General features: G+C 59.8%; 20 protein-coding genes and 1 tRNA gene. 11 read left to right on the forward strand and 10 right to left on the reverse strand.

What is annotated here, in order from left to right:
- The first annotated feature begins 148 nt into the window (after nucleotides 1–148).
- On the forward strand, nucleotides 149–472 hold the full coding sequence (locus tag KX729_RS02570; RefSeq protein ID WP_219740860.1) for a hypothetical protein: 324 nt from the start codon (nucleotides 149–151) through the stop codon (nucleotides 470–472).
- Nucleotides 473–542: 70 nt separating this feature from the next.
- Here the strand turns inward: KX729_RS02570 and KX729_RS02575 are convergent.
- A tRNA-Thr gene (locus tag KX729_RS02575) sits at nucleotides 543–618 on the reverse strand.
- Nucleotides 619–863: 245 nt separating this feature from the next.
- On the opposite strand from KX729_RS02575, the gene KX729_RS02580 reads away from it, so the two are divergent.
- Nucleotides 864–1,637, forward strand: coding sequence for an NAD kinase (locus KX729_RS02580; protein ID WP_219740861.1), 774 nt, complete (start codon nucleotides 864–866; stop codon nucleotides 1,635–1,637).
- A gap of 44 nt (nucleotides 1,638–1,681) precedes the next feature.
- Here KX729_RS02580 and KX729_RS02585 read toward each other — a convergent pair whose 3' ends face one another.
- On the reverse strand, nucleotides 1,682–2,350 hold the full coding sequence (locus KX729_RS02585; RefSeq protein ID WP_219740862.1) for a TetR/AcrR family transcriptional regulator: 669 nt from the start codon (nucleotides 2,348–2,350) through the stop codon (nucleotides 1,682–1,684).
- Between the two features lie 170 nt (nucleotides 2,351–2,520).
- Here KX729_RS02585 and KX729_RS02590 point away from each other — a divergent pair, with 170 nt between their 5' ends.
- Nucleotides 2,521–3,723 carry a multidrug effflux MFS transporter gene (locus KX729_RS02590; RefSeq protein WP_219740863.1) on the forward strand — a complete coding sequence of 401 codons (1,203 nt, stop codon included), beginning with the start codon at nucleotides 2,521–2,523 and terminating at the stop codon, nucleotides 3,721–3,723.
- Between the two features lie 71 nt (nucleotides 3,724–3,794).
- On the opposite strand, the gene prfB is transcribed toward KX729_RS02590, so the two are convergent.
- From prfB to KX729_RS02605, 3 genes are all read right to left on the reverse strand, one after another.
- A protein-coding gene (gene prfB / locus KX729_RS02595; RefSeq protein WP_219741202.1) for a peptide chain release factor 2 occupies nucleotides 3,795–4,926 on the reverse strand; the annotation gives its coding sequence in 2 pieces (ribosomal slippage) (nucleotides 3,795–4,856 and nucleotides 4,858–4,926; 1,131 coding nt in all).
- A 108-nt stretch (nucleotides 4,927–5,034) separates the two neighbouring features.
- On the reverse strand, nucleotides 5,035–7,491 hold the full coding sequence (locus KX729_RS02600; RefSeq protein ID WP_219740864.1) for a penicillin-binding protein 1A: 2,457 nt from the start codon (nucleotides 7,489–7,491) through the stop codon (nucleotides 5,035–5,037).
- Between the two features lie 259 nt (nucleotides 7,492–7,750).
- Nucleotides 7,751–8,998 (reverse strand): N-acetylmuramoyl-L-alanine amidase, encoded by a 1,248-nt coding sequence (locus KX729_RS02605; protein WP_376775899.1) that lies wholly within the window; start codon nucleotides 8,996–8,998, stop codon nucleotides 7,751–7,753.
- Nucleotides 8,999–9,641: 643 nt separating this feature from the next.
- On the opposite strand from KX729_RS02605, the gene KX729_RS02610 reads away from it, so the two are divergent.
- The gene (locus tag KX729_RS02610) at nucleotides 9,642–12,596 is read left to right on the forward strand and encodes an Rne/Rng family ribonuclease (protein WP_219740865.1); all 2,955 of its coding nucleotides are present in this window, start codon (nucleotides 9,642–9,644) and stop codon (nucleotides 12,594–12,596) included.
- Nucleotides 12,597–12,695: 99 nt separating this feature from the next.
- On the opposite strand, the gene KX729_RS02615 is transcribed toward KX729_RS02610, so the two are convergent.
- On the reverse strand, nucleotides 12,696–13,082 hold the full coding sequence (locus KX729_RS02615) for a hypothetical protein (RefSeq protein ID WP_219740866.1): 387 nt from the start codon (nucleotides 13,080–13,082) through the stop codon (nucleotides 12,696–12,698).
- Between the two features lie 278 nt (nucleotides 13,083–13,360).
- Between KX729_RS02615 and KX729_RS02620 the strand changes: the two genes are divergently transcribed.
- The 6 genes from KX729_RS02620 (at nucleotide 13,361) to KX729_RS02645 (ending at nucleotide 18,289) form a co-directional block, all read left to right on the forward strand.
- The gene (locus tag KX729_RS02620) at nucleotides 13,361–14,122 is read left to right on the forward strand and encodes a DsbA family protein (RefSeq protein WP_219740867.1); all 762 of its coding nucleotides are present in this window, start codon (nucleotides 13,361–13,363) and stop codon (nucleotides 14,120–14,122) included.
- A gap of 141 nt (nucleotides 14,123–14,263) precedes the next feature.
- Nucleotides 14,264–14,701 carry a type II 3-dehydroquinate dehydratase gene (aroQ, locus tag KX729_RS02625; RefSeq protein WP_219740868.1) on the forward strand — a complete coding sequence of 146 codons (438 nt, stop codon included), beginning with the start codon at nucleotides 14,264–14,266 and terminating at the stop codon, nucleotides 14,699–14,701.
- 28 nt (nucleotides 14,702–14,729) lie between these two features.
- Nucleotides 14,730–15,197, forward strand: a complete 468-nt coding sequence (gene accB / locus KX729_RS02630) for an acetyl-CoA carboxylase biotin carboxyl carrier protein (protein WP_219740869.1) — start codon at nucleotides 14,730–14,732, stop codon at nucleotides 15,195–15,197.
- A gap of 10 nt (nucleotides 15,198–15,207) precedes the next feature.
- Entirely contained in the window at nucleotides 15,208–16,554 is a 1,347-nt protein-coding gene (gene accC, locus KX729_RS02635) for an acetyl-CoA carboxylase biotin carboxylase subunit (RefSeq protein WP_219740870.1), read from the forward strand.
- Between the two features lie 57 nt (nucleotides 16,555–16,611).
- Entirely contained in the window at nucleotides 16,612–17,229 is a 618-nt protein-coding gene (gene aat / locus KX729_RS02640; RefSeq protein ID WP_219740871.1) for a leucyl/phenylalanyl-tRNA--protein transferase, read from the forward strand.
- A gap of 127 nt (nucleotides 17,230–17,356) precedes the next feature.
- Nucleotides 17,357–18,289, forward strand: a complete 933-nt coding sequence (locus tag KX729_RS02645; RefSeq protein ID WP_219740872.1) for a DUF2167 domain-containing protein — start codon at nucleotides 17,357–17,359, stop codon at nucleotides 18,287–18,289.
- A gap of 3 nt (nucleotides 18,290–18,292) precedes the next feature.
- Here the strand turns inward: KX729_RS02645 and KX729_RS02650 are convergent, their stop codons facing one another.
- The 3 genes from KX729_RS02650 to KX729_RS02660 all read right to left on the reverse strand — a co-directional run bounded on the left by KX729_RS02650 (nucleotide 18,293) and on the right by KX729_RS02660 (nucleotide 19,806).
- The gene (locus tag KX729_RS02650; RefSeq protein WP_376775900.1) at nucleotides 18,293–18,736 is read right to left on the reverse strand and encodes a DUF2155 domain-containing protein; all 444 of its coding nucleotides are present in this window, start codon (nucleotides 18,734–18,736) and stop codon (nucleotides 18,293–18,295) included.
- 91 nt (nucleotides 18,737–18,827) lie between these two features.
- Nucleotides 18,828–19,226 (reverse strand): NADH:ubiquinone oxidoreductase subunit NDUFA12, encoded by a 399-nt coding sequence (locus tag KX729_RS02655; protein ID WP_219740874.1) that lies wholly within the window; start codon nucleotides 19,224–19,226, stop codon nucleotides 18,828–18,830.
- 115 nt (nucleotides 19,227–19,341) lie between these two features.
- Nucleotides 19,342–19,806 (reverse strand): GNAT family N-acetyltransferase, encoded by a 465-nt coding sequence (locus KX729_RS02660; RefSeq protein ID WP_219740875.1) that lies wholly within the window; start codon nucleotides 19,804–19,806, stop codon nucleotides 19,342–19,344.
- Between the two features lie 64 nt (nucleotides 19,807–19,870).
- Between KX729_RS02660 and KX729_RS02665 the strand changes: the two genes are divergently transcribed.
- Nucleotides 19,871–20,293, forward strand: coding sequence for a hypothetical protein (locus KX729_RS02665; protein WP_219740876.1), 423 nt, complete (start codon nucleotides 19,871–19,873; stop codon nucleotides 20,291–20,293).
- A gap of 12 nt (nucleotides 20,294–20,305) precedes the next feature.
- On the opposite strand, the gene KX729_RS02670 is transcribed toward KX729_RS02665, so the two are convergent.
- Nucleotides 20,306–20,812 (reverse strand): GNAT family N-acetyltransferase, encoded by a 507-nt coding sequence (locus KX729_RS02670; RefSeq protein WP_219740877.1) that lies wholly within the window; start codon nucleotides 20,810–20,812, stop codon nucleotides 20,306–20,308.

Here is a 20,812-nt window from a genome sequence, read left to right on the forward strand (position 1 = left end):
GGCGACCCGCAATTATTCCACTCCAAATTGCCGGGGGTTTAAGGAGCATCGATGGGTTTCAATGGCTCGACGGGGCGGGCGGTATATGCCAACGTGGATCGGAATATACGCCCCCTAAAGGCTCATCCGTTTTTCGCTTGGAGATTTCATGAAGATAAAGCGCAAATTTTCGGCAACCACGTCGCGCGGAACCATGGCTTTCACAGCCAGGCCCTTCATTGCGCTCCCGCTATCGGTTCATTCAGCGCTGCTTTCGATCAACGGCCAAACTTCTACAGAAGCCAAGGATTTCGTCATCACGGTCAACGGCACGGTCGTGGCAAGCGGCAAAGGAATACCCGGCCATCCATTTGTATTTTCCCCGCCATTCAAAGTTCCGCTCGGCCGCTCCACCCTTTCGGTCAGTTCCAGTCCCTATGCGGATGGAACAACACTGGAAGGTGAAGTCATATTGGAAATATCCATTCTTTAAAGCGGGCGCCGGCCACCGAGACGACCCGACGCTGTCCGGCCGAAAAACCGATATCGACAATGGGGAAAAATGGTGCCCCCGGCAGGGTTCGAACCCGCGACCCCCTGATTACAAATCAGGTGCTCTACCAACTGAGCTACAAGGGCAATCTACAGGCGCGGAGTTAGCAGATTTTGTCTTTCTGTAAAGGGAAAATCACCGTGAAGTTGGAAATCCTTTCCCAATAAAGGGGACGGGACACGTCTTGCCGGCTTGGCAAAGCGCTTGTCTTTACACGGGTTTTTCCTGTACGACAGGCCGCTTGCGACAGCACGGGATTGTCACGTGACCGTGTTAGTTCAACGGGTTGAAGCGTAAAGCGGCTGCCATGCCGCATTGTTGAAGGCCTTTCATGTCGTCTCAGCCGAAAAAGCTATCCTTTATCGCCTCCACCGCCTCCGAAGCACAGGCGGGGCTTCAAGAGCTCGAAGGGCTTTACGGGAATGTGCCGGTCGAGGATGCCGATGTGATCGTCGCGCTCGGCGGAGACGGTTTCATGCTGCAGACGCTGCACGAGATGTTCACCAGCGGCAAAAGCGTCTATGGCATGAACCGTGGGTCCGTCGGCTTCCTGATGAACGACTATCGCACGGACGACCTGCGAGACCGGGTCGAGGCGGCTGTCGCCAACGAGTTTCATCCGCTGAAGATGACCACGACCTCAGAGGACGGCTCCGTTTCCGAAGCGCTGGCGATCAACGAGGTCTATCTCTTCCGGCAATCCTACCAGGCAGCCAAGTTGAGGGTCGTGATCGACGGCCATGTGCGGCTGGAAGAGCTGATCTGCGACGGACTGATGATCGCGACGCCGGCCGGTTCGACGGCCTATAATCTTTCCGCCCACGGCCCGATCCTGCCGCTGGAGGCGCCGCTGCTCGCCATGACACCGGTTTCCGCCTTCCGGCCGCGGCGCTGGCGGGGTGCGCTTTTGCCGAATCATGTCTGTGTCGAACTGCATATCCTCGAGCCGGACAAACGGCCGGTGAATGCGGTTGCCGACAATAGCGAGGTCAAATCCGTCGTGCATGTGAAGGTGGCGCAATCGACGGACCTGACGGCACGCATCCTCTCCGATCCGGATCATTCCTGGTCCGACCGGATTCTCGCCGAACAGTTCAACAACTGACTCAAGGTCAGCCGACCGAACGGCAGGCATTATCTCAAGGGTATTCAGCGACGGCTGGCGAAAGCGCGCAGAAACGTGCGGGTCGCGCTGGCGGCCATCTGGTCTATTTCCGATTCGGGCGTCTGGCGGCCAATCTGCTGGTCGTAACGTAAGTCGGTGGCCAGAAGCGCCATATATTGGCGGGCTGCAAGGGCCGGATCGTCCAGTTCCAGATATCCGCCATGTGCAAGCTGCGCGAGCCGCGCCGCAATCGCCGGATATTTCTTGCCCGGACCGTATTCCTTCCAGGTCTCGAAAAGTTCCGGAAACCGGGCACCTTCCGTCTCGACCAGTTTGCGCAGCCAGCGACCGTTCGGGTCGCAGATTGCCTTGCGCAGGAGTTGGCCGGAGAAAGCTGTCATTTCAGCTTCAAGGTCGGCAGGCGCGACCGGAAACGTGTCCAGCACACGGAAAAAGCCGGCGCTCGACCGGTCGGTGATCTCGGCGACCACTACCTTGAAGAGATTGTCCTTGTCGCCAAGCTGATTGTAGATCGTCTGGCGGGAGACCCCTGCCCTGACCGCGATCGCATCGATACTGGCGCCGGCAAAGCCTTCCTCGGCAAAAACATCGGCCGCAGCATTGAGGATCGCCTGGCGCTTGTTCTGCGCCGGCGGCCAGGTCCCGGTACCCTTGGAACTATCGTGCGTGAGTTCGGCTGACGAATTTTTCATGACATGACCATAGCGGCACTTGACTGATTGGACAATTGTGTCCAAAATCTTTTACATGATCGCCAGTGCCCATCCTCCCACTCGCGGCAGGCTTTCATATTCATCTCCCATAGTCGTCCTCGCCCTGCCGTTAACACGGTAGATGTGGTGACGGGAAAGGTTTTTTCCAAATGCAAAGAGAAACGTCTTCGCATGCCCTCGTCCTTGGGCTGCTCTCCGCGATCGGGCTTTTTGCGCTCGACATGTATCTCCCGGCCCTGCCCACCATCGCTGAAAATCTGAAGGCTGACAGCCACGCGGTTCAGGCAAGCCTCATCTCCTTCTTCGCTGCCATGGCGGTTTCGCAGATCGTTTATGGTCCCCTCTCCGACATGTTCGGACGCAAGCGGCCGCTTTACGTCGGGCTCGTGCTTTACGGGATCGGCGCCGTCGGCTGCGCGCTGTCGCCGTCGATCGAATGGCTGATTGCCTTCCGCTTCCTGCAAGGCATGGGCGCCTGCGCCGGTGTCGTCATCTCGTGGGCAATCGTTCGCGACCTGCATACCGGCCCGGCCGCAGCGCAGTTGATGTCGCGGCTGATGCTGGTGTTCAGCGTTTCGCCGATCCTCGCTCCGCTGGCCGGCAGCATCGTCACCGTGTTCGGCGACTGGCGGCTGATCTTCCTCGTCATGGTCGCGGCCGGCCTGGTCGGTCTCGCCGTGGCGTTCTTCTTCCTGGAAGAAACCCGTCTGCCGGCGGCCCGCAGCGAAAGCAGCATCGCCAGCGCCTTGAAGTCCTATGGAACGCTGCTCAGCGACCGCTATTACCTCGGCCTTGTGCTGATGGCGTCGTTCGGCATGTCGAGCTACATGATCTATGTGGCGAACTCCTCCTTCGTGCTGATCGAGCATTACGGGCTGTCGCCATCCTTCTACAGCGTGGTCTTTTCCTGCAACGCGGTTGCCTTTATCGGCATGTCGCAGCTGAATGGCTGGCTGTCCCGCAAGATCGGCCTGCGGAAGGTCATCCGCGGCGCGGTTGCCGGTTATGCGACGATGATGGTGGCGCTGGCGCTCGTCACTTCGCTCGGCGTCGATCGTCTCGACGTCATGGCCGCTTTCCTGTTCGGCGGTTACGGCTTTCTGGGCATGATCATTCCGACGGCGGCGGTTCTGGCGCTCGAACATCATGGCCGGATCGCCGGCACGGCATCGGCGATGATGGGCACGATCCAGTTCATCACCTCGGCGATCGTCGTCGGTCTCGGCGGCCTGTTCGTCGACGGCACCTCGCGGCCGATGGTGACGGTGATCGCAATCTGCTCGGTGGTCGTCTTCCTGCTGTCGCTCGCGGTACTGCGCAGCCGGCAAGGCGCGATGGCCGCGGCAGAATAGACCACCGGAAAACACGCATGAAAAAGCCGGGTCTCGCGACCCGGCGTTTTTCGTCTTCTCGATGGGAAAGCTTAGTCGACGTCGCCGACATCGACATCCGCCTTGCCGCTGATGCGGTGGGCGAGCGCTGCTTCCATGAACTCGTTGAGATCGCCATCCAGAACGTCGTCCGGAGCTGTGCTGGCAACGCCGGTGCGCAGGTCCTTCACCAGCTGATAGGGCTGGAGAACGTAGGAACGGATCTGGTGACCCCAGCCGATATCCGACTTCGAAGCGGCTTCGGCATTGGCGGCCTCCTCGCGCTTCTTCAATTCGGCTTCGTAGAGACGGGCGCGCAACATGTCCCACGCCTTGGCGCGGTTCTTGTGCTGCGAGCGCTCCTGCTGGCATTGCACGACGATGCCTGATGGCATGTGCGTGATGCGCACCGCCGAGTCGGTGGTGTTGACGTGCTGGCCGCCTGCACCCGACGATCGGTAGGTATCGATGCGGCAGTCGCTTTCGTTGATCTCAATGCTGATCGAGTCGTCGATGACCGGATAGACCCAGATCGACGAGAAGGACGTGTGCCGGCGCGCGTTGCTATCATAGGGCGAGATGCGAACAAGGCGGTGAACGCCTGATTCGGTCTTCATCCAGCCATAGGCATTGTGGCCCTTGACGAGAATGGTCGCCGACTTGATGCCGGCCTCTTCGCCGTCATGCACTTCCAGAAGCTCGACCTTGAAGCGCTGGCGTTCCGCCCAGCGGGTGTACATGCGCAGAAGCATGTTCGCCCAGTCCTGGCTTTCGGTACCGCCGGCGCCGGAATGCACTTCGACATAGGTGTCGTTGCCGTCGGCCTCGCCGGACAGCATGGCTTCCACCTGACGGCGTCCGGCCTCGACCTTCAGCGCCTTCAGCGTGTCCTCGGCCTCCTTGACGATCGCTTCGTCGCCCTCTTCCTCGCCAAGCTCGATCAGCTCAATATTATCGTTGAGCTGCTGTTCCATGGCCTTGACGCCACCGATGCCGTCATCGAGCTGCTGGCGCTCGCGCATCAGCTTCTGGGCTTCCTGGGCATCGTTCCAGAGGTTGGGATCCTCTGACTTGTTATTCAACCAGTCCAGTCGTCTTACCGCCTGATCCCAGTCAAAGATGCCTCCTCAGCAGGCTTATGGCCTGCTTGATTTCGTCGACTACATTGATGATTTCCGCACGCATGGCGTTGGTTTTCACTCTCTATGTCTGGAAGATGAAAGTGCGCCCGACATAGTTGCCAAAGGCCCGGATGTAAAGCCCGAGCCTTGTTTGCAACGTGTCAGAGAAGGATCAGAACAGCCCCGGCATGCCGGATGTGACGGCCTGCTGCGCCTGCGGGGAATTCGAGAAGATCTGGTCCTGGGTCATGTATTCGCCATCGCCGATGACCTGGAAGGTGTCGGCCGGGCCGGTGCCGGGCTTGAACGCCTCGACGATCGTGTTGGCGTCGCCTTCGCTGGCGGCCATGCCGGTCTTGCGGTCGACGGCCACGAGCTGCATGCCTTCCGGCACGTGGAACTTGGCGGGCGGGGTCAGCTTGGCGGCTTCGGCCAGGAACTTGCCGAAGATCGGCGCTGCCAGACCACCACCCGTACCGGCGCGGCCGAGCGGGGTTGGCGTGTCGAAGCCGATATAGAGGCCTGCGACGAGGTTAGGGGTATAACCGACGAACCAGGCATCCTTTTCGTCGTTGGTGGTGCCGGTCTTGCCGGCGACGTCGCGATCCTTGACCGGGATCTTGCCGGCAGCCGTGCCGCGCAGCACGACGCCCTGCATCATCGAGGTGATCTGGTAGGCCGTCATCGGGTCGAGAACCTGTTCGCGGTTGTCGACGACAGTCGGCTCTTCCTGGTTGGACCAGTCTTTGGCATTGCAGCCGTCGCAATTGCGCTCTTCGTGGCGGAAGATCGTCTTGCCGTAACGGTCCTGAATGCGGTCGATGACGGTCGGCTTGATCTGCTTGCCGCCATTGGCGAGCACCGCATAGGCGGAGACCATGCGCATGACGGTGGTTTCGCCCGAGCCGAGCGACATGGCCAGAACCGGCAGCATCTTGTCATAGATGCCGAAACGCTCTGCATATTCCGCGACCAGTTCCATGCCCATATCCTGGGCAAGACGGACGGTCATCTGGTTGCGCGACTTTTCGATACCGGTGCGCAGCGTCGACGGGCCGCCGGCTTCACCGCCGTAATTGTCCGGACGCCAGACCTGACCGCCCGAGACGATCTCGATCGGAGCGTCGAGAATGACTGATGCAGGCGTGTAGCCGTTGTCTAGTGCCGCCGAATAAACGAACGGCTTGAAGGACGAGCCCGGCTGGCGCATCGCCTGCGTGGCACGGTTGAATTCCGACTGGCCGTAGGAGAAGCCGCCGACCATGGCGAGAACGCGGCCGGTGATCGGGTCCATGGCGACAAAGCCGCCCTGCACCTTCGGCGGCTGGCGCAGCTTGTAGGTCTTGGCCTGCTCGTTGATCGCCTCGACATAGATGACGTCGCCCGGCTTCAGAACGCCGTCCGGCGATTTGGCCGGCTTGCGGGCATCGTTGGAGTCGCGATAGGCCCATTTCATATCGTCTGCGGCGATCGTACCGATTTCGCGGGCGGGATCGACCTTGCCGGCGCCGTCCGTCGGCGGCTGCAGGCCGATGCCGACAGCTTTCGCGGTGACATCGGTCACGACAGCCAGCTTCCATTCCGGCACGTCGCTCAGGAATTTCTGTTTGGCGAGTTCCGGACCCCAGTCGCCCGAAGCGGCGATCTGCGCGATCGGGCCGTGGAAACCACGGCGCTCGTCATAGTCGATCAGGCCGCTCTGCAGCGCGCGGCGAGCAATGACCTGCATGTCGGGATCAAGCGAGGTGCGGACGGAAAGACCACCCTCGTAGAGCGACTTTTCGCCGTAACGCTCGATCAGCTGGCGGCGCACCTCTTCGGAGAAGAAATCGGAGGCGAAAAGATGCGTGCCGGTGCGGCGCTGCTTGACGCCGAGCGGCTGCTGCTTGGCTTCGGCGGCATCGTCCTGGGTGATGTAGCCGTTTTCGGCCATGCGATCGATGACCCAGTTGCGGCGCTCAAGCGCTGCCTTTTCGCGGCGGAAAGGATGATAGTTGGCAGGGCCTTTCGGCAGGGCCGCAAGATAGGCGGCTTCTGCCGTCGTCAGCTCGGTGACCGACTTGTCGAAATAGGTCAGCGCTGCACCGGCGATACCGTAGGAATTCAAGCCGAAGAAGATCTCGTTCAGATAAAGCTCGAGGATCTTGTCCTTAGAATAGGTCTGCTCGATTCGGAAAGAAAGGATGGCTTCCTTGACCTTGCGGTCGATCGTCTGGTCGGCGGACAGAAGGAAGTTCTTGGCGACCTGCTGGGTAATCGTCGAGGCGCCCTCGGGGCGGCGGCCGGAACCGAAATTCTGCAGGTTGGAGAGAATGGCGCGGCCAAGGCCGGTGATGTCGATGCCCGGATGGCTGTAGAAGTTCTTGTCTTCCGCCGACAGGAAGGCTGCCTTGACCCGGTCCGGAACCGCCTGGATCGGCAGGAAAAGGCGCCGTTCGCGGGCATATTCCGCCATCAGGGCGCCGTTGCCGGCATGCACGCGGGTGGCGACCGGCGGTTCGTAGGAAGCCAGAACTTCGTAGTTGGGCAGGTCCTTGGTCATCCCGGTGAGGTAGATACCTACGCCTGCAGCCACGACCAGAAACAGGACGCAGGCCAGGCCAAAGAGATAACCAATCAATCTGATCATATCGAAGCTACCGTTCAGCTTTCTTTCATCGGCGCGCAATACGCACCATCGCATGATTTAAGGCGTTTTGCACGGTGATCGAACGAGCGCAAGGCTCTAGCGGGATCAACCCTGCGTCATTCACTGCGCCAACTCGCCCCGAGTAACCGCTTGAATGTGAGTAAAATAGGGCTCGCCGTCCCGAATTACGCGTAGGCGCTGTGTGCAACGGAGATTGGTTTTCAGCTGTGGCATGCGGGTCACGCCAATAGCGCGCGTTTCAACCGCCGTTTGCCAGCGCTTTTTCCCGATATCGACGAACCGCATCGGCAATACGATCGGTCACCTTGCCGCGCCATGCTTCATCGAGCAGCTGTTTCTCGTCTTCCGGATTGGAAAGGAAGCCAAGTTCCAGCAGCACGGACGGAATATCCGGCGCGCGCAGCACCTGGAACCCGGCATAGCGATGCGGATTGTTGATCAGCCCGATCTGGCCTTCGAAGGAATTCACGACATTGCTCGCCAAAGCTATCGAAAATGCCTGCGTTTCGCGGCGGGCAAGGTCGAGCAGAATATCGGCGACTTCCGGCGGTCCCGCCTGAATACTGAAACCGGCAAGCTCGTCGGAGAGATTTTCGCGCTGGGCGAGATTTTCCGCCATGCGGTCCGACGCCTTGTCGGAAAGGGTATAGACGGTGGCGCCGCGGATATCCTTCTGCCCCAAAGTATCGGCATGCAGGGAGATGAACAGGTCCGCCTTGCCCTGTCGGGCAACCGTGACGCGCTCGGAAAGCGACAGGAAAGTGTCGTCATCGCGGGTCAGGAAGGCTTTTACGCCGTCGATCTTGTTCAGCTTTTCCGCCAGAAGCTTGGCGAAACCAAGGGTGATCGTCTTTTCGGGCGTCTTGGTACCCGCCCCTGTCGCGCCATTGTCGATGCCGCCATGACCTGCATCGACGGCAACGGTGAAGACATTGTCCTGCTGATCCACCATCGCCAACGGATCGGGCTGCGCCACCGACTGGTTTGCCCAATCTTGCGTCTTGACCAGATTGGCGAAGGTCTCCTTCGTCGTCATCTCGGCATCGAGCACAAGGCGGAAGCTACCATTATCGTTTGCTTGGACATTGGCGACGGCGAGCTTCACCGGACGGCTGGCGGTCAGCACGATTCGGGCGCTGCGCTCGTCCATCGTGCCGTAGCGGATATCCTTGAACAGGCCACGGGCAGCAAGATCATCGGCCGGAAAGCCGAAAGCCGTCGCCGGCAGGTCGACGATGATACGCTCGGGCGCAGAAACATAATGAACGGAGAATTCGGGCTTCTTTTCGAAATCGATGACAATGCGAGTGCGTGCCTCGTCTCCGGCGACACGCGCCGCAAAGGCCAGAAGCGGCCGCGACGGCGAAATTTCCGGCGCCGCAGCCAGCGCCGAGATCGCGCCTACCAAAAAGAGAAAAGCGAGACCGATTCGCGCGAAAAAAACCCGCAGCGTCGCCGCGCAGGCCTTTTTTACCTTCGCACTCAAATCCGCCTTCAAAACTGAACCTGCATTCGAAGCCCCGCCGCCGCTTCCTTAATTTACATCAAATTGCCCATTTCAAAGGGCATTTGCATGTTAAAAAGTGCGAATCATCCGCCCGTCCCAAGACACTCTTAAGCCGTCCAATTCCATCCAGAATATGGCAAACCCGGCTTTTCCCTTGCTATTGTGACAGATAAACCATACAACGCGCATGAGGGTTAAAGTGTTGACGGGATAGTCTGTGGAAGGCTGCCAGCCGCATTGGAACTGGCGCCGAAGACCGACAGTCATCCGCCGTCGCCACACTTTGTCCTGATACTCGATCCCATCCGGCGGTGGCCGGAACAATCCCCCGGGTGGCATGCCACCCACGCTCACACGGAGCACACTCATCGGGTCCTGATGATTTGATTTTCGGGGCCTATCGTATCGTCATTCTCGTTTGGTCTTTGATGTCGCGGCACCTTTTTGAAAATCTGGAGAGACTGAGGGAGCGAGGAGCCCCGTCATCCTTCCGGTTGCCGTCACAAACCCGCCAGGCGAGAATATCTTTATCCGGCGCATCGACCGAATTGCTTGAAAGGCCTGTTCTCTTCGAGGCGGGCCTTTCTGCACTCCCCCGGCTGCGCCGAGGAGCAGAATTTCAATGGCAGACAAAATGCTTATCGACGCGTCTCATGAAGAGGAGACGCGCGTAGTCGTCGTGCGCGGCAACCGGATCGAGGAATTCGATTTCGAGTCGCAGCACAAGAAACAGATACGCGGCAATATCTATCTGGCGAAGGTGACGAGGGTCGAACCCTCCCTGCAGGCGGCGTTCGTCGACTACGGCGGCAATCGCCATGGCTTCCTGGCATTCGCTGAAATCCATCCGGATTATTACCAGATCCCGCTCGCCGACCGTCAGGCGCTGATGCAGCAGGAAGCGGAAGACCAGCGCAAGATCGCGGAAGCAGAATCTGCCGATCCGGTGGTCGATCTTGCCCATGAGGATCAGCCGGATATCGGCATCGTCAACGCGCCCGCTGAAGAAAAGGCCGAGCCGGCGGAAGCCGCTGCCGAGGTTGTTGCGGAAGAAGCGCCGGCCGAAGAAGCCGCCGAAAAGCCGAAAGCCAAGCCGAAGCGCACCCGTTCCCGCAAGAAGCCGGTTGAAGCTGCCGCAGAAGAGGCTCCCGTCGCGGAAGCGCCTGCCGAAGAAAGCGCCGCAGCCGAAAATAACGAAAGCTTTGCGGACGACGATTCGAAGCCGGGCGAAATGGCCGCGATGGTCGATACGGACTCGATCTCGGAAGACGTCGATTCCCGTCGCCGCAATGACGACGATGATGATGACGATGACGAGCATCACGAGAAGGAAGTGATCGAATCCGTCGGCGCCGAAGACGCCATGGAAGAGGTTCCGGATCGCGTCGTGCGCAAGCCGCGCAAACAGTACCGCATCCAGGAAGTCATCAAGCGCCGCCAGATCCTGCTCGTGCAGGTCGCCAAGGAAGAGCGCGGCAACAAGGGTGCCGCTCTCACGACCTACCTGTCGCTCGCCGGTCGTTATTCCGTCCTGATGCCGAACACGGCACGTGGTGGCGGTATTTCCCGCAAGATCACTCAGCCGCAGGACCGCAAGCGCCTGAAGGAAATCGCCCGCGAGCTCGACGTGCCGCAGGGCATGGGCGTCATCCTGCGTACCGCCGGTGCAAACCGCACCCGCGTCGAAGTCAAGCGCGACTTCGAATACCTGATGCGCCTGTGGGAGAACGTCCGCACGCTGACGCTGCAGTCGACGGCTCCGACCCTCGTCTACGAAGAAGGCTCGCTGATCAAGCGTTCGATCCGCGACCTCTACAACAAGGACATTTCCGAGATCATCGTGTCCGGCGAAGAAGGCTATCGTGAAGCGAAAGACTTCATGAAGATGCTGATGCCGAGCCACGCCAAGGTAGTTCAGCCCTATCGCGACCTGCACCCGATCTTCGCCCGCTCGGGCATCGAGGCGCAGCTCGACCGTATGCTGCAGCCGCAGGTGACGCTGAAGTCCGGCGGCTACTTGATCATGAACCAGACGGAAGCGCTGGTGGCGATCGACGTCAACTCCGGCCGTTCGACCCGCGAGCATTCGATCGAGGAAACCGCGCTTCAGACGAACCTGGAAGCGGCGGAAGAAGTCGCTCGCCAGCTGCGTCTGCGCGACCTTGCCGGCCTGATCGTCATCGACTTCATCGATATGGAAGAAAAGCGCAACAACCGCGCCGTCGAGAAGAAGCTGAAGGATTGCCTGAAGAACGACCGCGCCCGCATCCAGGTCGGCCGCATCTCGCATTTCGGCCTGCTCGAAATGTCGCGCCAGCGTATTCGCGCCTCGGTTCTCGAATCGACGACGCAGGTCTGCTCGCATTGCGGTGGCACGGGTCATGTCCGTTCGCAGTCGTCGGTCGCCCTGCATGTATTGCGCGGCATCGAGGAATACCTCCTCAAGAACACCACCCACGACATCACCGTCCGCACCACGCCGGACATTGCGCTGTATCTCCTGAACCACAAGCGCCAGACCGTGATGGATTACGAGAACCGTTTCGGCGTCTCCATCTTCATCGAGTCGGATATCAGCATCGGCTCCGCCCACTTCGCGATCGATCGCGGCGAGCCGGTCGAGAACCCGGTCAAGATCGAAAGCCTGATGCAGTTCGCGGCTATCCCCGTCGAAGAGGATGAAGACGACGTCATCATCGAGGCCGATGAGGAAGAAGAGGAAGAACTCGTCGAAGCTAAACCGCAGCAGGCTTCGCAGGATCGCGCCCAGACCGATGAAAACGGCCGCAAGCGCAAGCGCCGCCGCCGTCGTCGCAACCGCAATGGCGAACGGAATGGTGAAGGCCAATCCGCGCAGGCGAATGGCGAAGATGCCGGCGACGACGAGGATGGCGACGAAGGCGACGACGATGCCACCGAAGCAGATGCCGCAGCCGTTTCTGCTGAAGGCGATGTGGATGGCGAAGGCGACGAAGGTTCGCGCCGCAAGCGCCGCCGCCGTGGCAAGCGTGGCGGCCGCCGCAATCGCAATGGTGAAGAAGGCGAACTGAACGCTTCGGGCGAAGCCTCGGAAGGCGACGACGCCGATGAGGGTGACGATGACGCATCGGACGCGGAAGCATCCGAAACCGTTGCATTCGAAGCCGTGATCGAAACGGTGGAGGCGGAAGCCGCACCGGCGGAAGTGCCCGCCGCCAAGCCGCGCCGCTCGCGCCGTGGCAAGGCTGCGACCTCTGCCGAAGCACCCGTCGCGGAAGCCGCTCCGGTCGTCGAGGCTCCGGTGGAAGCCGTGGTCGAACAGGTGGAAGCCGCACTCGGCGAAGCTCCGCAAGCCGCTGAAGAGCCCGTAGCGGTTGCCGCGGAACCCGTGCCTGCTGCAGAGCCTGCGGCTGCAGCACCGGCGGAAACGGCACCGGCGGAAGACGCAAAGCCCGCTCGTGCCAATCGCGCCTCGAACATCTCGTCCTCGGCTGAAGCGGTCGTGAAGAGCTCCGAGCCGACCGCTGCGCCGGAAGGCGATGGCGAACCCACGAAGCCGAAGAAAGCCGGCTGGTGGCAGCGCCGGGGCTTCTTCTGAGCCGTTTGAATGAGAATACCGAAACGGCCGCGTCAGACGCGGCCGTTTTTATTTGCGATCATACGTGAACTCGGTTGGATACGCCTTCACCAATATGGCTTACCGGCTCGGTCGCTCCTCTTCGCGCTCTTCGTCGAACTTCCCTCTCCCGACAAATACCGCTAGGACCTCTCGAGCCCGTGGCTGGATACGATCCGGCCATCCGGTCGCTATAAACTCCACTGCCGTCATATCTGAAGGAGTGGCATCACAGGCCCGATCCAAAAATTCGGCAAGATCGATTAACTCGATGCGTTCTTCATCGTTCAATGCACTGTTCGGATGGAGCTGAGATCCATAGGGAATCCAATCATAGAAGCTTTCGAAGAACTCGACAAAACCGACATGCCCTAGGCCTTCAGCACCATCAGCCAGCATCTCGACAGCTTCGATTATCCGATTTCGGATTCGTTGATCGACGATCCTCGCTGAAACCTCTTCCGTCATCTGACTTGCTCCAGAGTGCTGCCCACCAAACACAATTTTCAACGAACCCAAACTCACAAACCACTTCAACGGCATAGGAGACTGAATCCGGAAATGCTCCCAAACCCTTGAGGCAAGAGTCTTTTTGCGGTCACGAGCGGCCCATTACGCAGTTGTGAAGAGCCATCAACCACATGGCAATCAATTTGCGGTTTCGTCTTCCGTAAGACTGGCTTAGTTTCGGCGCAAACCGACATGATGGTGAGCCGGATTCGCGCCCGCATCTCAAGAGGATATCGATGACCCGCCTTTTCAAGACGATTGCCGCCGGCACGATGCTGGCGCTCGCAACTTCGGCCGCCGCTCCGGCATTTGCGCTGGACGACCAGCAGAAAAAGGAGATGGGCGCGTTTATCCGCGAATATCTCCTGCAGAATCCGGAGGTGCTGCTGGAAGTGCAGGACGCGCTGCAGTCGAAGCAGCAGAACCAGCGGGTCGAGCAGTCGACCAAGGCGATCGCCGACAACAAGTCGGCCATCTTCTCCTCCCCGACCGACATCACACTCGGCAATCCTAAGGGCGACGTGACCGTGGTCGAGTTCTTCGACTACAATTGCGGTTACTGCAAGCGGGCGCTTTCCGACATGGACGACGTGTTGTCGAAGGACAAGAACGTCAAGTTCATTCTCAAGGAATTCCCGATCCTCGGACCGGATTCGATTGCCGCACATCGCGTCGCCAATGCCGTGCGTCTTGTCGCGCCGCAGAAATATTCCGAATTCCACCGCAAGCTGCTCGGCGGCCAGGCACATGCTACGGAAAAGACGGCAATTGCCGTCGCAGCGTCTCTGGGCGTTGATGAAGCACAGATCCGCAAGTCGATGACCGACAAGCCGAACGACGATATCGTAAAGGAAGCCTATCAGCTGGCGAACGATATCGGCATTACCGGCACCCCGACCTATGTGGTCGGCGACGAAGCCGTGTTCGGCGCGGTCGGCCTCGAGACGATCGAGCAGAAGGTCGCCAACGTCCGCGCATGCGGCAAGGCGACGTGCTGAAAGCCATCCGCTGAGCGCGCGACACCCATGACAGGTTCCATGACAGTGGACGCCGCGCCCTTTCGGCGCGGCGGGGGCTTTTCCTTGTCGTCCTAGCGGTCTATAGGTGGCCCTGAATTTCTGGATGGAACAATATCAGTGATGAGCAAGACGGTCTTCGTCCTCAACGGGCCCAACCTCAACATGTTGGGAAAACGCGAACCGGGCATCTACGGCGGCCAGACCCTCAAGGACGTCGAGAATGATTGCATCGCCGCCGGCAAGGAACTCGGCCTGACCGTCGACTTCCGGCAGAGCAATCACGAAGGCACGCTCATCGATTGGATTCATGAAGCCGGAGAGAAGGCTGTCGGCGTTGCCATCAACGCTGGAGCCTATACGCATACCTCGATCGCATTGCACGACGCCATCAAGGCCATCTCCGTGCCGGTAATCGAGCTTCACATATCGAATGTCCATGCGCGGGAAGAATTCCGCCATCATTCGGCAATCGCACCAGCGGTAAAGGGCGTGATCTGCGGCTTTGGCACCCAGAGCTACATTCTGGCGCTGCACGCCTTGAAAACCATTACCGCCTGACAAGATAAACAGAAGAATAGGGTTTGCCATGTCTGAGAAAAAGAACGGGATCGACAAAGCACTGATCCGCGACCTCGCGAACATCCTCAACGATACCGACCTGACCGAGATCGAAGTCGAACAGGACGACCTGCGCATTCGCGTATCGCGCGCCGGCACGACGCAATACGTTCAGGCGCCGATGGCGCAGGCTTACGCTCCGGCAGCCGTCGCGGCCGCTCCGGCAGCCGCCGCTGCAGCGCCCGCTGCCGCAGCTGACAACAAGAACGCCGTCACCTCACCGATGGTCGGCACCATCTACCTCGCTCCGGCCCCCGGCTCGCGCAACTTCATCGAAGTCGGCGCCACCGTGAAGGAAGGCCAGACCCTCCTGATCGTCGAGGCCATGAAAACGATGAACCAGATCCCGTCGCCCCGCTCGGGCAAGATCACGGAAATCCTGGTGAGCGACTCGCAGCCTGTCGAGTATGGCCAGCCGCTCGTCATCATCGAATAAGGTCGAGCTGATGATTTCGAAGATCCTCATAGCCAATCGCGGTGAGATCGCCCTTCGTGTCCTGCGCGCCTGCAAGGAACTCGGCATCGCCACCGTCGCTGTGCATTCTACCGCAGACGCCGACGCGATGCATGTGCGCCTTGCCGACGAAAGCGTCTGCATCGGCCCGCCGCCCTCACGCGAAAGCTATCTCAACATCCACCAGATCGTCGCCGCCTGCGAGATCACCGGCGCCGACGCCGTGCATCCGGGCTACGGCTTCCTGTCGGAAAACGCCAAATTCGCCGATATCCTCGAGGCGCATGGCATTACGTTCATCGGCCCGACCGCCGAGCACATCCGCCTGATGGGTGACAAGATCACCGCCAAGCAGACGGCTGTCGAACTCGGAATTCCGGTCGTTCCGGGCTCCGAAGGCGAAGTGACGCCCGAGAACGCGCTGGAGATCGGACGGCAGATCGGTTTCCCTGTCCTGATCAAGGCGACGGCCGGTGGCGGCGGACGCGGCATGAAGGTTGCCAAGACCGAAGCCGATCTCGACGAAGCCTTCAATACGGCCCGCACCGAAGCGCTCAACGCCTTCGGCAACGGCGCCGTGTATATGGAAAAATACCTCGGCAAGCCGCGGCATATCGAGATCCAGGTCGTCGGCGACGGCGAAGGCAATGCGATCCATCTCGGAGAGCGTGACTGCTCGCTGCAGCGTCGTCACCAGAAGGTCTGGGAAGAAGCCAACTCCCCTGCCCTCAATGTCGACCAGCGCATGAAGATCGGCCAGATTTGCGCTGACGCCATGAAGAAGATGAAGTACCGCGGCGCCGGCACGATCGAGTTCCTCTACGAAAACGGCGAGTTCTATTTCATCGAAATGAACACCCGTCTTCAGGTCGAACATCCGATCACCGAAGCGATCACCGGCATCGACCTGGTGCACGAGCAGATCCGCGTCGCTTCCGGCGCCGGTCTTTCCGTGCGCCAAGAAGACATCGTTTTCCAGGGTCACGCGATCGAGTGCCGCATCAACGCAGAAGACCCGCGCACCTTCGTTCCGTCTCCGGGCACGATCACGCATTTCCATGCGCCGGGCGGCCTTGGCGTGCGCGTCGATTCGGGCGCCTATGCGGGCTACAAGATCCCGCCTTATTACGACAGCCTGATCGGCAAGCTCATCGTGCACGGCCGCACCCGTGTCGAATGCATGATGCGCCTGCGCCGCGTGCTGGACGAGTTCGTCGTGGACGGCATCAAGACGACGCTGCCGCTCTTCCAGGACCTCGTGGACAATCCGGACATCGCCAACGGCGATTACGACATTCACTGGCTAGAAAACTATCTGGCCGGCGACAAAGCACACTAACCAGATCTGACGCCTGAAGCTGAAAACCGCTTTGGGCGTCATTTTTCAGGGAGAAGCATGGCAGGGCGGCGCGGCAGGTATTACCCGGCAATTACTCCGGACGTTCTGTTGCGAGCCTATTCCATAGGCCTGTTTCCCATGGCCGAATCGGCCGAGGATCCGGAAATCTTCTGGGTCGAGCCGGAAATGCGCGGCATCCTGCCACTCGACGATTTTCACGTCTCAAAAAGCCTTGAAAAGGCGATCCGCAAAAAGCCGTTCGATATCCGCTTCGATACCGCATTCGAAGAGGTCATCGGCATGTGCGCCGAGCCGGCCACGGACCGGCCGAGTACCTGGATCAATTCCACCATCCGCAAGCTCTATACCGAGCTTCACCGCATGGGCCATGCCCATAGCGTCGAAGCCTGGGACGGCGACGAACTGGTCGGCGGACTGTATGGCGTATCGCTCGGCGCCGCCTTCTTCGGCGAAAGCATGTTTTCGAGGCGAACCAATGCGTCGAAAATCTCTCTTGTCCATCTGGTCAAGCGTCTGAAGCAAAAAGGCTTCATCCTGCTCGACACGCAATTCACGACCGAGCATCTGAAAACGTTTGGCGCGATCGATGTGCCGAAAGACGGCTATATCAAGCTGCTGCGGGACGCCGTCGATACGCCTCACCGGGAATTCTGAGGAAAACGTTTTCCTGCTTCGTGACTGCGGCCGTTGCGCCATTTCAAAAATCAACCAGTGCGCTTTCCTTCGTGTTTGCATCGACAATCCGACACGTTAAGGTGGTCTCGTAAACTAGGGATTTTCAATGAGATATGCTTTAGCGACCGCCATTATTGTTGCATCACTTTCCAGCCCGGCTGCGGCCAAGACACTTGAAGAGATCTTCCCGGACGCCAGCAAATTTTCCGATGAGGAAAAGGCCTTCTTCAAGGATTTCGACTTCCAGCAGGGAATTGTGAAGCTGCCGGCCGCCAAGGCCAGCCTCAACGTTCCGAGCAATTTCTACTATCTGTCGCCGGCCGATACCAAGAAGGTGCTGGTCGATGTCTGGGGCAATCCGGCGACCGCCGCCGGCGATACGCTCGGCATGATCTTCCCGACCAAATATCTCCCCTCGGAGGGGGCTTCCTGGGGATCGGTGATTGGTTATGATGCCGATGGCTATGTCTCGGACGCGGACGCCGCGACGATCGACTATGACGAACTGCTGCAGCAGATCAAAAGCGGCATTTCCGAAAACAATGTCGAGCGCGAGAAGCAGGGCTTCGAGCCGATCACCCTGATTGGCTGGGCTTCTCCGCCGCGCTACGACCAACCGGTCCATGCGCTGCACTGGGCACGCGACCTGGTGTTCGGCAAGAACATGTCCGCCGCGCACACGCTCAATTATTCGATCCGTATCCTGGGGCGCGAGGGCGTGCTGCAGTTCAATTTCGTGGCGAGCCTCGACCAGCTTGCGGAAATCAGGGAAGCCATTCCTTCGGCAACCAAGATGGCATCGTTCGACAAGGGGGCCGGTTATACCGACTTTCAGAGCGGCGACGCGATTGCTGCTTACGGCATGGCGGGAATGATCGCCGCCGGCGCAGGCGCCAAGGTTGCGGCAAAGTTCGGACTTTTCGCGATCATACTGGCTTTGCTGAAAAAGGGCGGCTTCTTTGTCGTGATTGCGGCGATTGCCGGCGGCTATAAAGCCCTGACCGGCCTGTTCAAGCGCAACAAGACACCCTCTGCGTGATGATCAGTTCGTCGCCTTGGCGGGCGGCGGCACGTCGGAATTCTGTTTGCACCCGGTCAGCCAGATATCGTAGATCGGGTGCTCGACGGCGTTGAGGCCGGGGCTATCGGCAAACATCCAGCCGGTGAAGATGCGGCGGATTTTGCGGTCCAGGGTGATCTCGTCGACCTCGATAAAACCGTCGACCTTCTGGGCTTCGGTCTCGTCGCGTGAATAGCAAACCTTCGGGGTTACCTGCAGCGCGCCGTACTGGACGGTTTCGTTGACATAAACGTCGAACGTGGTGATGCGGCCTGTGATCTTGTCAATGCCCTTGAAAACGGCGACGGGATTGGAAATGCGGGCTGCGGAAACGCCATCCGCGGCAAGGATCGAGACGAGCGCCACGAGCGCGCCGACAGTTCGCTTGCCCCAAGACTTCGCTGGAGAACCCGTCATCAATCCCATCATATTTCCCGTCTCGACACTTCCCGTCCGCGCCGAGACCTAGAGTGCGATTGTGGCTAAAAGCGGTGCCGGTGTGAGGCTGATCAGCAGATCAGTTGCCGGGCGTCCAGGCGTCATAATCGCCAGTGACGCGCGGGCGCTCGCCGGTGGCGGCAAGCGAACCCTGCGGGCGGTAGGCATAAGGCGTGCCGGTGAGGTTGACCTTATGAGCCTGCTGCCATTCACGCGCCTTGTAGTCCTCCTTGGACGGAGGCGTGTCGGTGCGGTAATGCATCCAGCCGTGCCAGCCGGCCGGAATGGCGGAAGCTTCCGCGTAATCCTTGTAGATGACCCAACGCTTGGGCTTGCCCCAGGAGGTCATCGGGCCTTCGTAATAGATATTGCCCAACTCGTCTTCGCCGACCTTCTTGCCGAAGCGCCAGGTGAAGAAACGCGTGCCCATGGTCTGTCCGTTCCACCAGGTGAAGATCTGCAGCAGGAGGTTTTTCATGAGCTTTCCGTCGGCTTGAACAAGCAGGTGAGCAACAGGTTCGGCCGCATGAGCGGCCATTCCCGCTTATGCCGCCTCAGGGGGCGGATGTCCAGTGATTCCCGTTGTCGCACACCTATTTGAGCTTCATCTTGAAACCCGCATGGCTCTTGGCGAAACCAAGTCGCTCGTAGAAACGGTGCGCATCGGTTCGGCTTGCATTCGACGTCAGCTGGACGAGCGGGCAGTCACGGCGCCTCGCCTCTTCAATCGCATAACCGATCATCTGCGCGCCGATGCCCTTGCCGCGCTGATCGGCTCTCGTCTGAACCGCCTCGATGATCATCGACAGCGATCCGCGGCCGCTCAGCGTTCGGGTGAAGACGAGCTGGAACGTACCGACGACCTCGCCATCCGCTTCCGCGACGAAAAGCTGTTCATTCTGCGAGGCGTCGATGACGTGAAAAGCCTTGAGATAATCCTCGAAAGCGGATTGGTCGGTCGTATCGCCATGGCCGCCCAGATCATCGGCAGCAAAGAGCGCGATCAGCGCGGCAAGATCGGCTTCCCGCGCCCGGCGGATGAGAATGTTTTCCGACACGTCTTTTCCTTTCAGTCACGCCTATGCAATGAATGTTGCCGGCGGACTTTAAGGGGATTTGGCAATGTTACAAAGACTGACGGCACTTTTCTTCACACTCATCGTCCTGTCGTGGCCGATGGTTGCAGCTGCCGAAGGCCGCGGCGCGGTGGGCTTTGCGCAGGCGCCGGAAATGAGCAGCGGTGTCTGCTTTGCGTCAACCGTGCGCAAGGCGCTCGATTGCGCCAAGAAGAAATGCATCAAGGACGGCGGTACGGCCGAAGATTGCCTGGAGACGACCGCCTGCTTCCCCGCCTGGTGGAGCATCGACATCTTCGCCCAATCCAAGGAAGGCCCGCATTGGCATGAGACTTTTTGCGGCTTCGACAGCAAGGAAGCCGCGATCCAGGCCTCCAAGACCATCTGCAACCTGAAGCGCCGCAAGGACCTTTCGGATTGCAGTCTCGTGACGATCTATAACGAGGAAGGCGAGGCTTTCGAGCAATGAGCTCGAACCAGCTCAGACGGTCGCCAGCCGCTTTTCGAGAATGAAGGCCGGCAGGCCGGAATTGGGGGCACCCCATTCCTCCATGCGATCGACCTCGGCAAAACCGAGCCGTTCGTAGAAGGATAGCGCCCTCGTATTCTGCAGAGCCACCTCGACGCGCATGATTTCCGCATCCGGGAAGCAGGTCTCGATCTCCGCGAAGATATCGCGGCCGATGCCCTCATTCTGGCAGGACGGCTTGACGTAGAGCTGATGCAGCATCGCCGTCTTTTCCATCTTGGGATATTTGGCGGCATAACCGATGCCGCCGATATCCCGGCCGCTGTCAGCCACCAGAAACTCGCCATCCTTCTTCTGGATGCGGGCGCGGATCGCATTCGCGGAATGCCAGCCGCTCACCATGCGCGCAACCTTGTCGGCGCCGTAGAACGGGTCATAAGTGGCGTGGAATGTCTCGGCCAGAAGGGCGCGGATTTTCTCCACGTCCTCCTCGCCTGCGGTTCTGACGAAGTAGACCAT

This window comes from Neorhizobium populisoli (genome assembly GCF_019430945.1).
Classification (GTDB): domain Bacteria; phylum Pseudomonadota; class Alphaproteobacteria; order Rhizobiales; family Rhizobiaceae; genus Neorhizobium; species Neorhizobium populisoli.

What these genes read in the sequence shown, in the direction of transcription:
- KX729_RS02615 (WP_219740866.1), bottom strand. Translation starts at nt 13,082, where the DNA reads ATGACGGAAGAGGTTTCAGCGAGGATCGTCGATCAACGAATCCGAAAT.
- accC (WP_219740870.1), top strand. Translation starts at nt 15,208, where the DNA reads ATGATTTCGAAGATCCTCATAGCCAATCGCGGTGAGATCGCCCTTCGT.
- KX729_RS02610 (WP_219740865.1), top strand. Translation starts at nt 9,642, where the DNA reads ATGGCAGACAAAATGCTTATCGACGCGTCTCATGAAGAGGAGACGCGC.
- KX729_RS02600 (WP_219740864.1), bottom strand. Translation starts at nt 7,491, where the DNA reads ATGATCAGATTGATTGGTTATCTCTTTGGCCTGGCCTGCGTCCTGTTT.
- KX729_RS02670 (WP_219740877.1), bottom strand. Translation starts at nt 20,812, where the DNA reads ATGGTCTACTTCGTCAGAACCGCAGGCGAGGAGGACGTGGAGAAAATC.
- KX729_RS02620 (WP_219740867.1), top strand. Translation starts at nt 13,361, where the DNA reads ATGACCCGCCTTTTCAAGACGATTGCCGCCGGCACGATGCTGGCGCTC.
- KX729_RS02570 (WP_219740860.1), top strand. Translation starts at nt 149, where the DNA reads ATGAAGATAAAGCGCAAATTTTCGGCAACCACGTCGCGCGGAACCATG.
- accB (WP_219740869.1), top strand. Translation starts at nt 14,730, where the DNA reads ATGTCTGAGAAAAAGAACGGGATCGACAAAGCACTGATCCGCGACCTC.
- aat (WP_219740871.1), top strand. Translation starts at nt 16,612, where the DNA reads ATGGCAGGGCGGCGCGGCAGGTATTACCCGGCAATTACTCCGGACGTT.
- KX729_RS02645 (WP_219740872.1), top strand. Translation starts at nt 17,357, where the DNA reads ATGAGATATGCTTTAGCGACCGCCATTATTGTTGCATCACTTTCCAGC.
- KX729_RS02580 (WP_219740861.1), top strand. Translation starts at nt 864, where the DNA reads ATGTCGTCTCAGCCGAAAAAGCTATCCTTTATCGCCTCCACCGCCTCC.
- KX729_RS02650 (WP_376775900.1), bottom strand. Translation starts at nt 18,736, where the DNA reads ATGGGATTGATGACGGGTTCTCCAGCGAAGTCTTGGGGCAAGCGAACT.
- KX729_RS02590 (WP_219740863.1), top strand. Translation starts at nt 2,521, where the DNA reads ATGCAAAGAGAAACGTCTTCGCATGCCCTCGTCCTTGGGCTGCTCTCC.
- KX729_RS02655 (WP_219740874.1), bottom strand. Translation starts at nt 19,226, where the DNA reads ATGAAAAACCTCCTGCTGCAGATCTTCACCTGGTGGAACGGACAGACC.
- aroQ (WP_219740868.1), top strand. Translation starts at nt 14,264, where the DNA reads ATGAGCAAGACGGTCTTCGTCCTCAACGGGCCCAACCTCAACATGTTG.
- KX729_RS02665 (WP_219740876.1), top strand. Translation starts at nt 19,871, where the DNA reads ATGTTACAAAGACTGACGGCACTTTTCTTCACACTCATCGTCCTGTCG.
- KX729_RS02585 (WP_219740862.1), bottom strand. Translation starts at nt 2,350, where the DNA reads ATGAAAAATTCGTCAGCCGAACTCACGCACGATAGTTCCAAGGGTACC.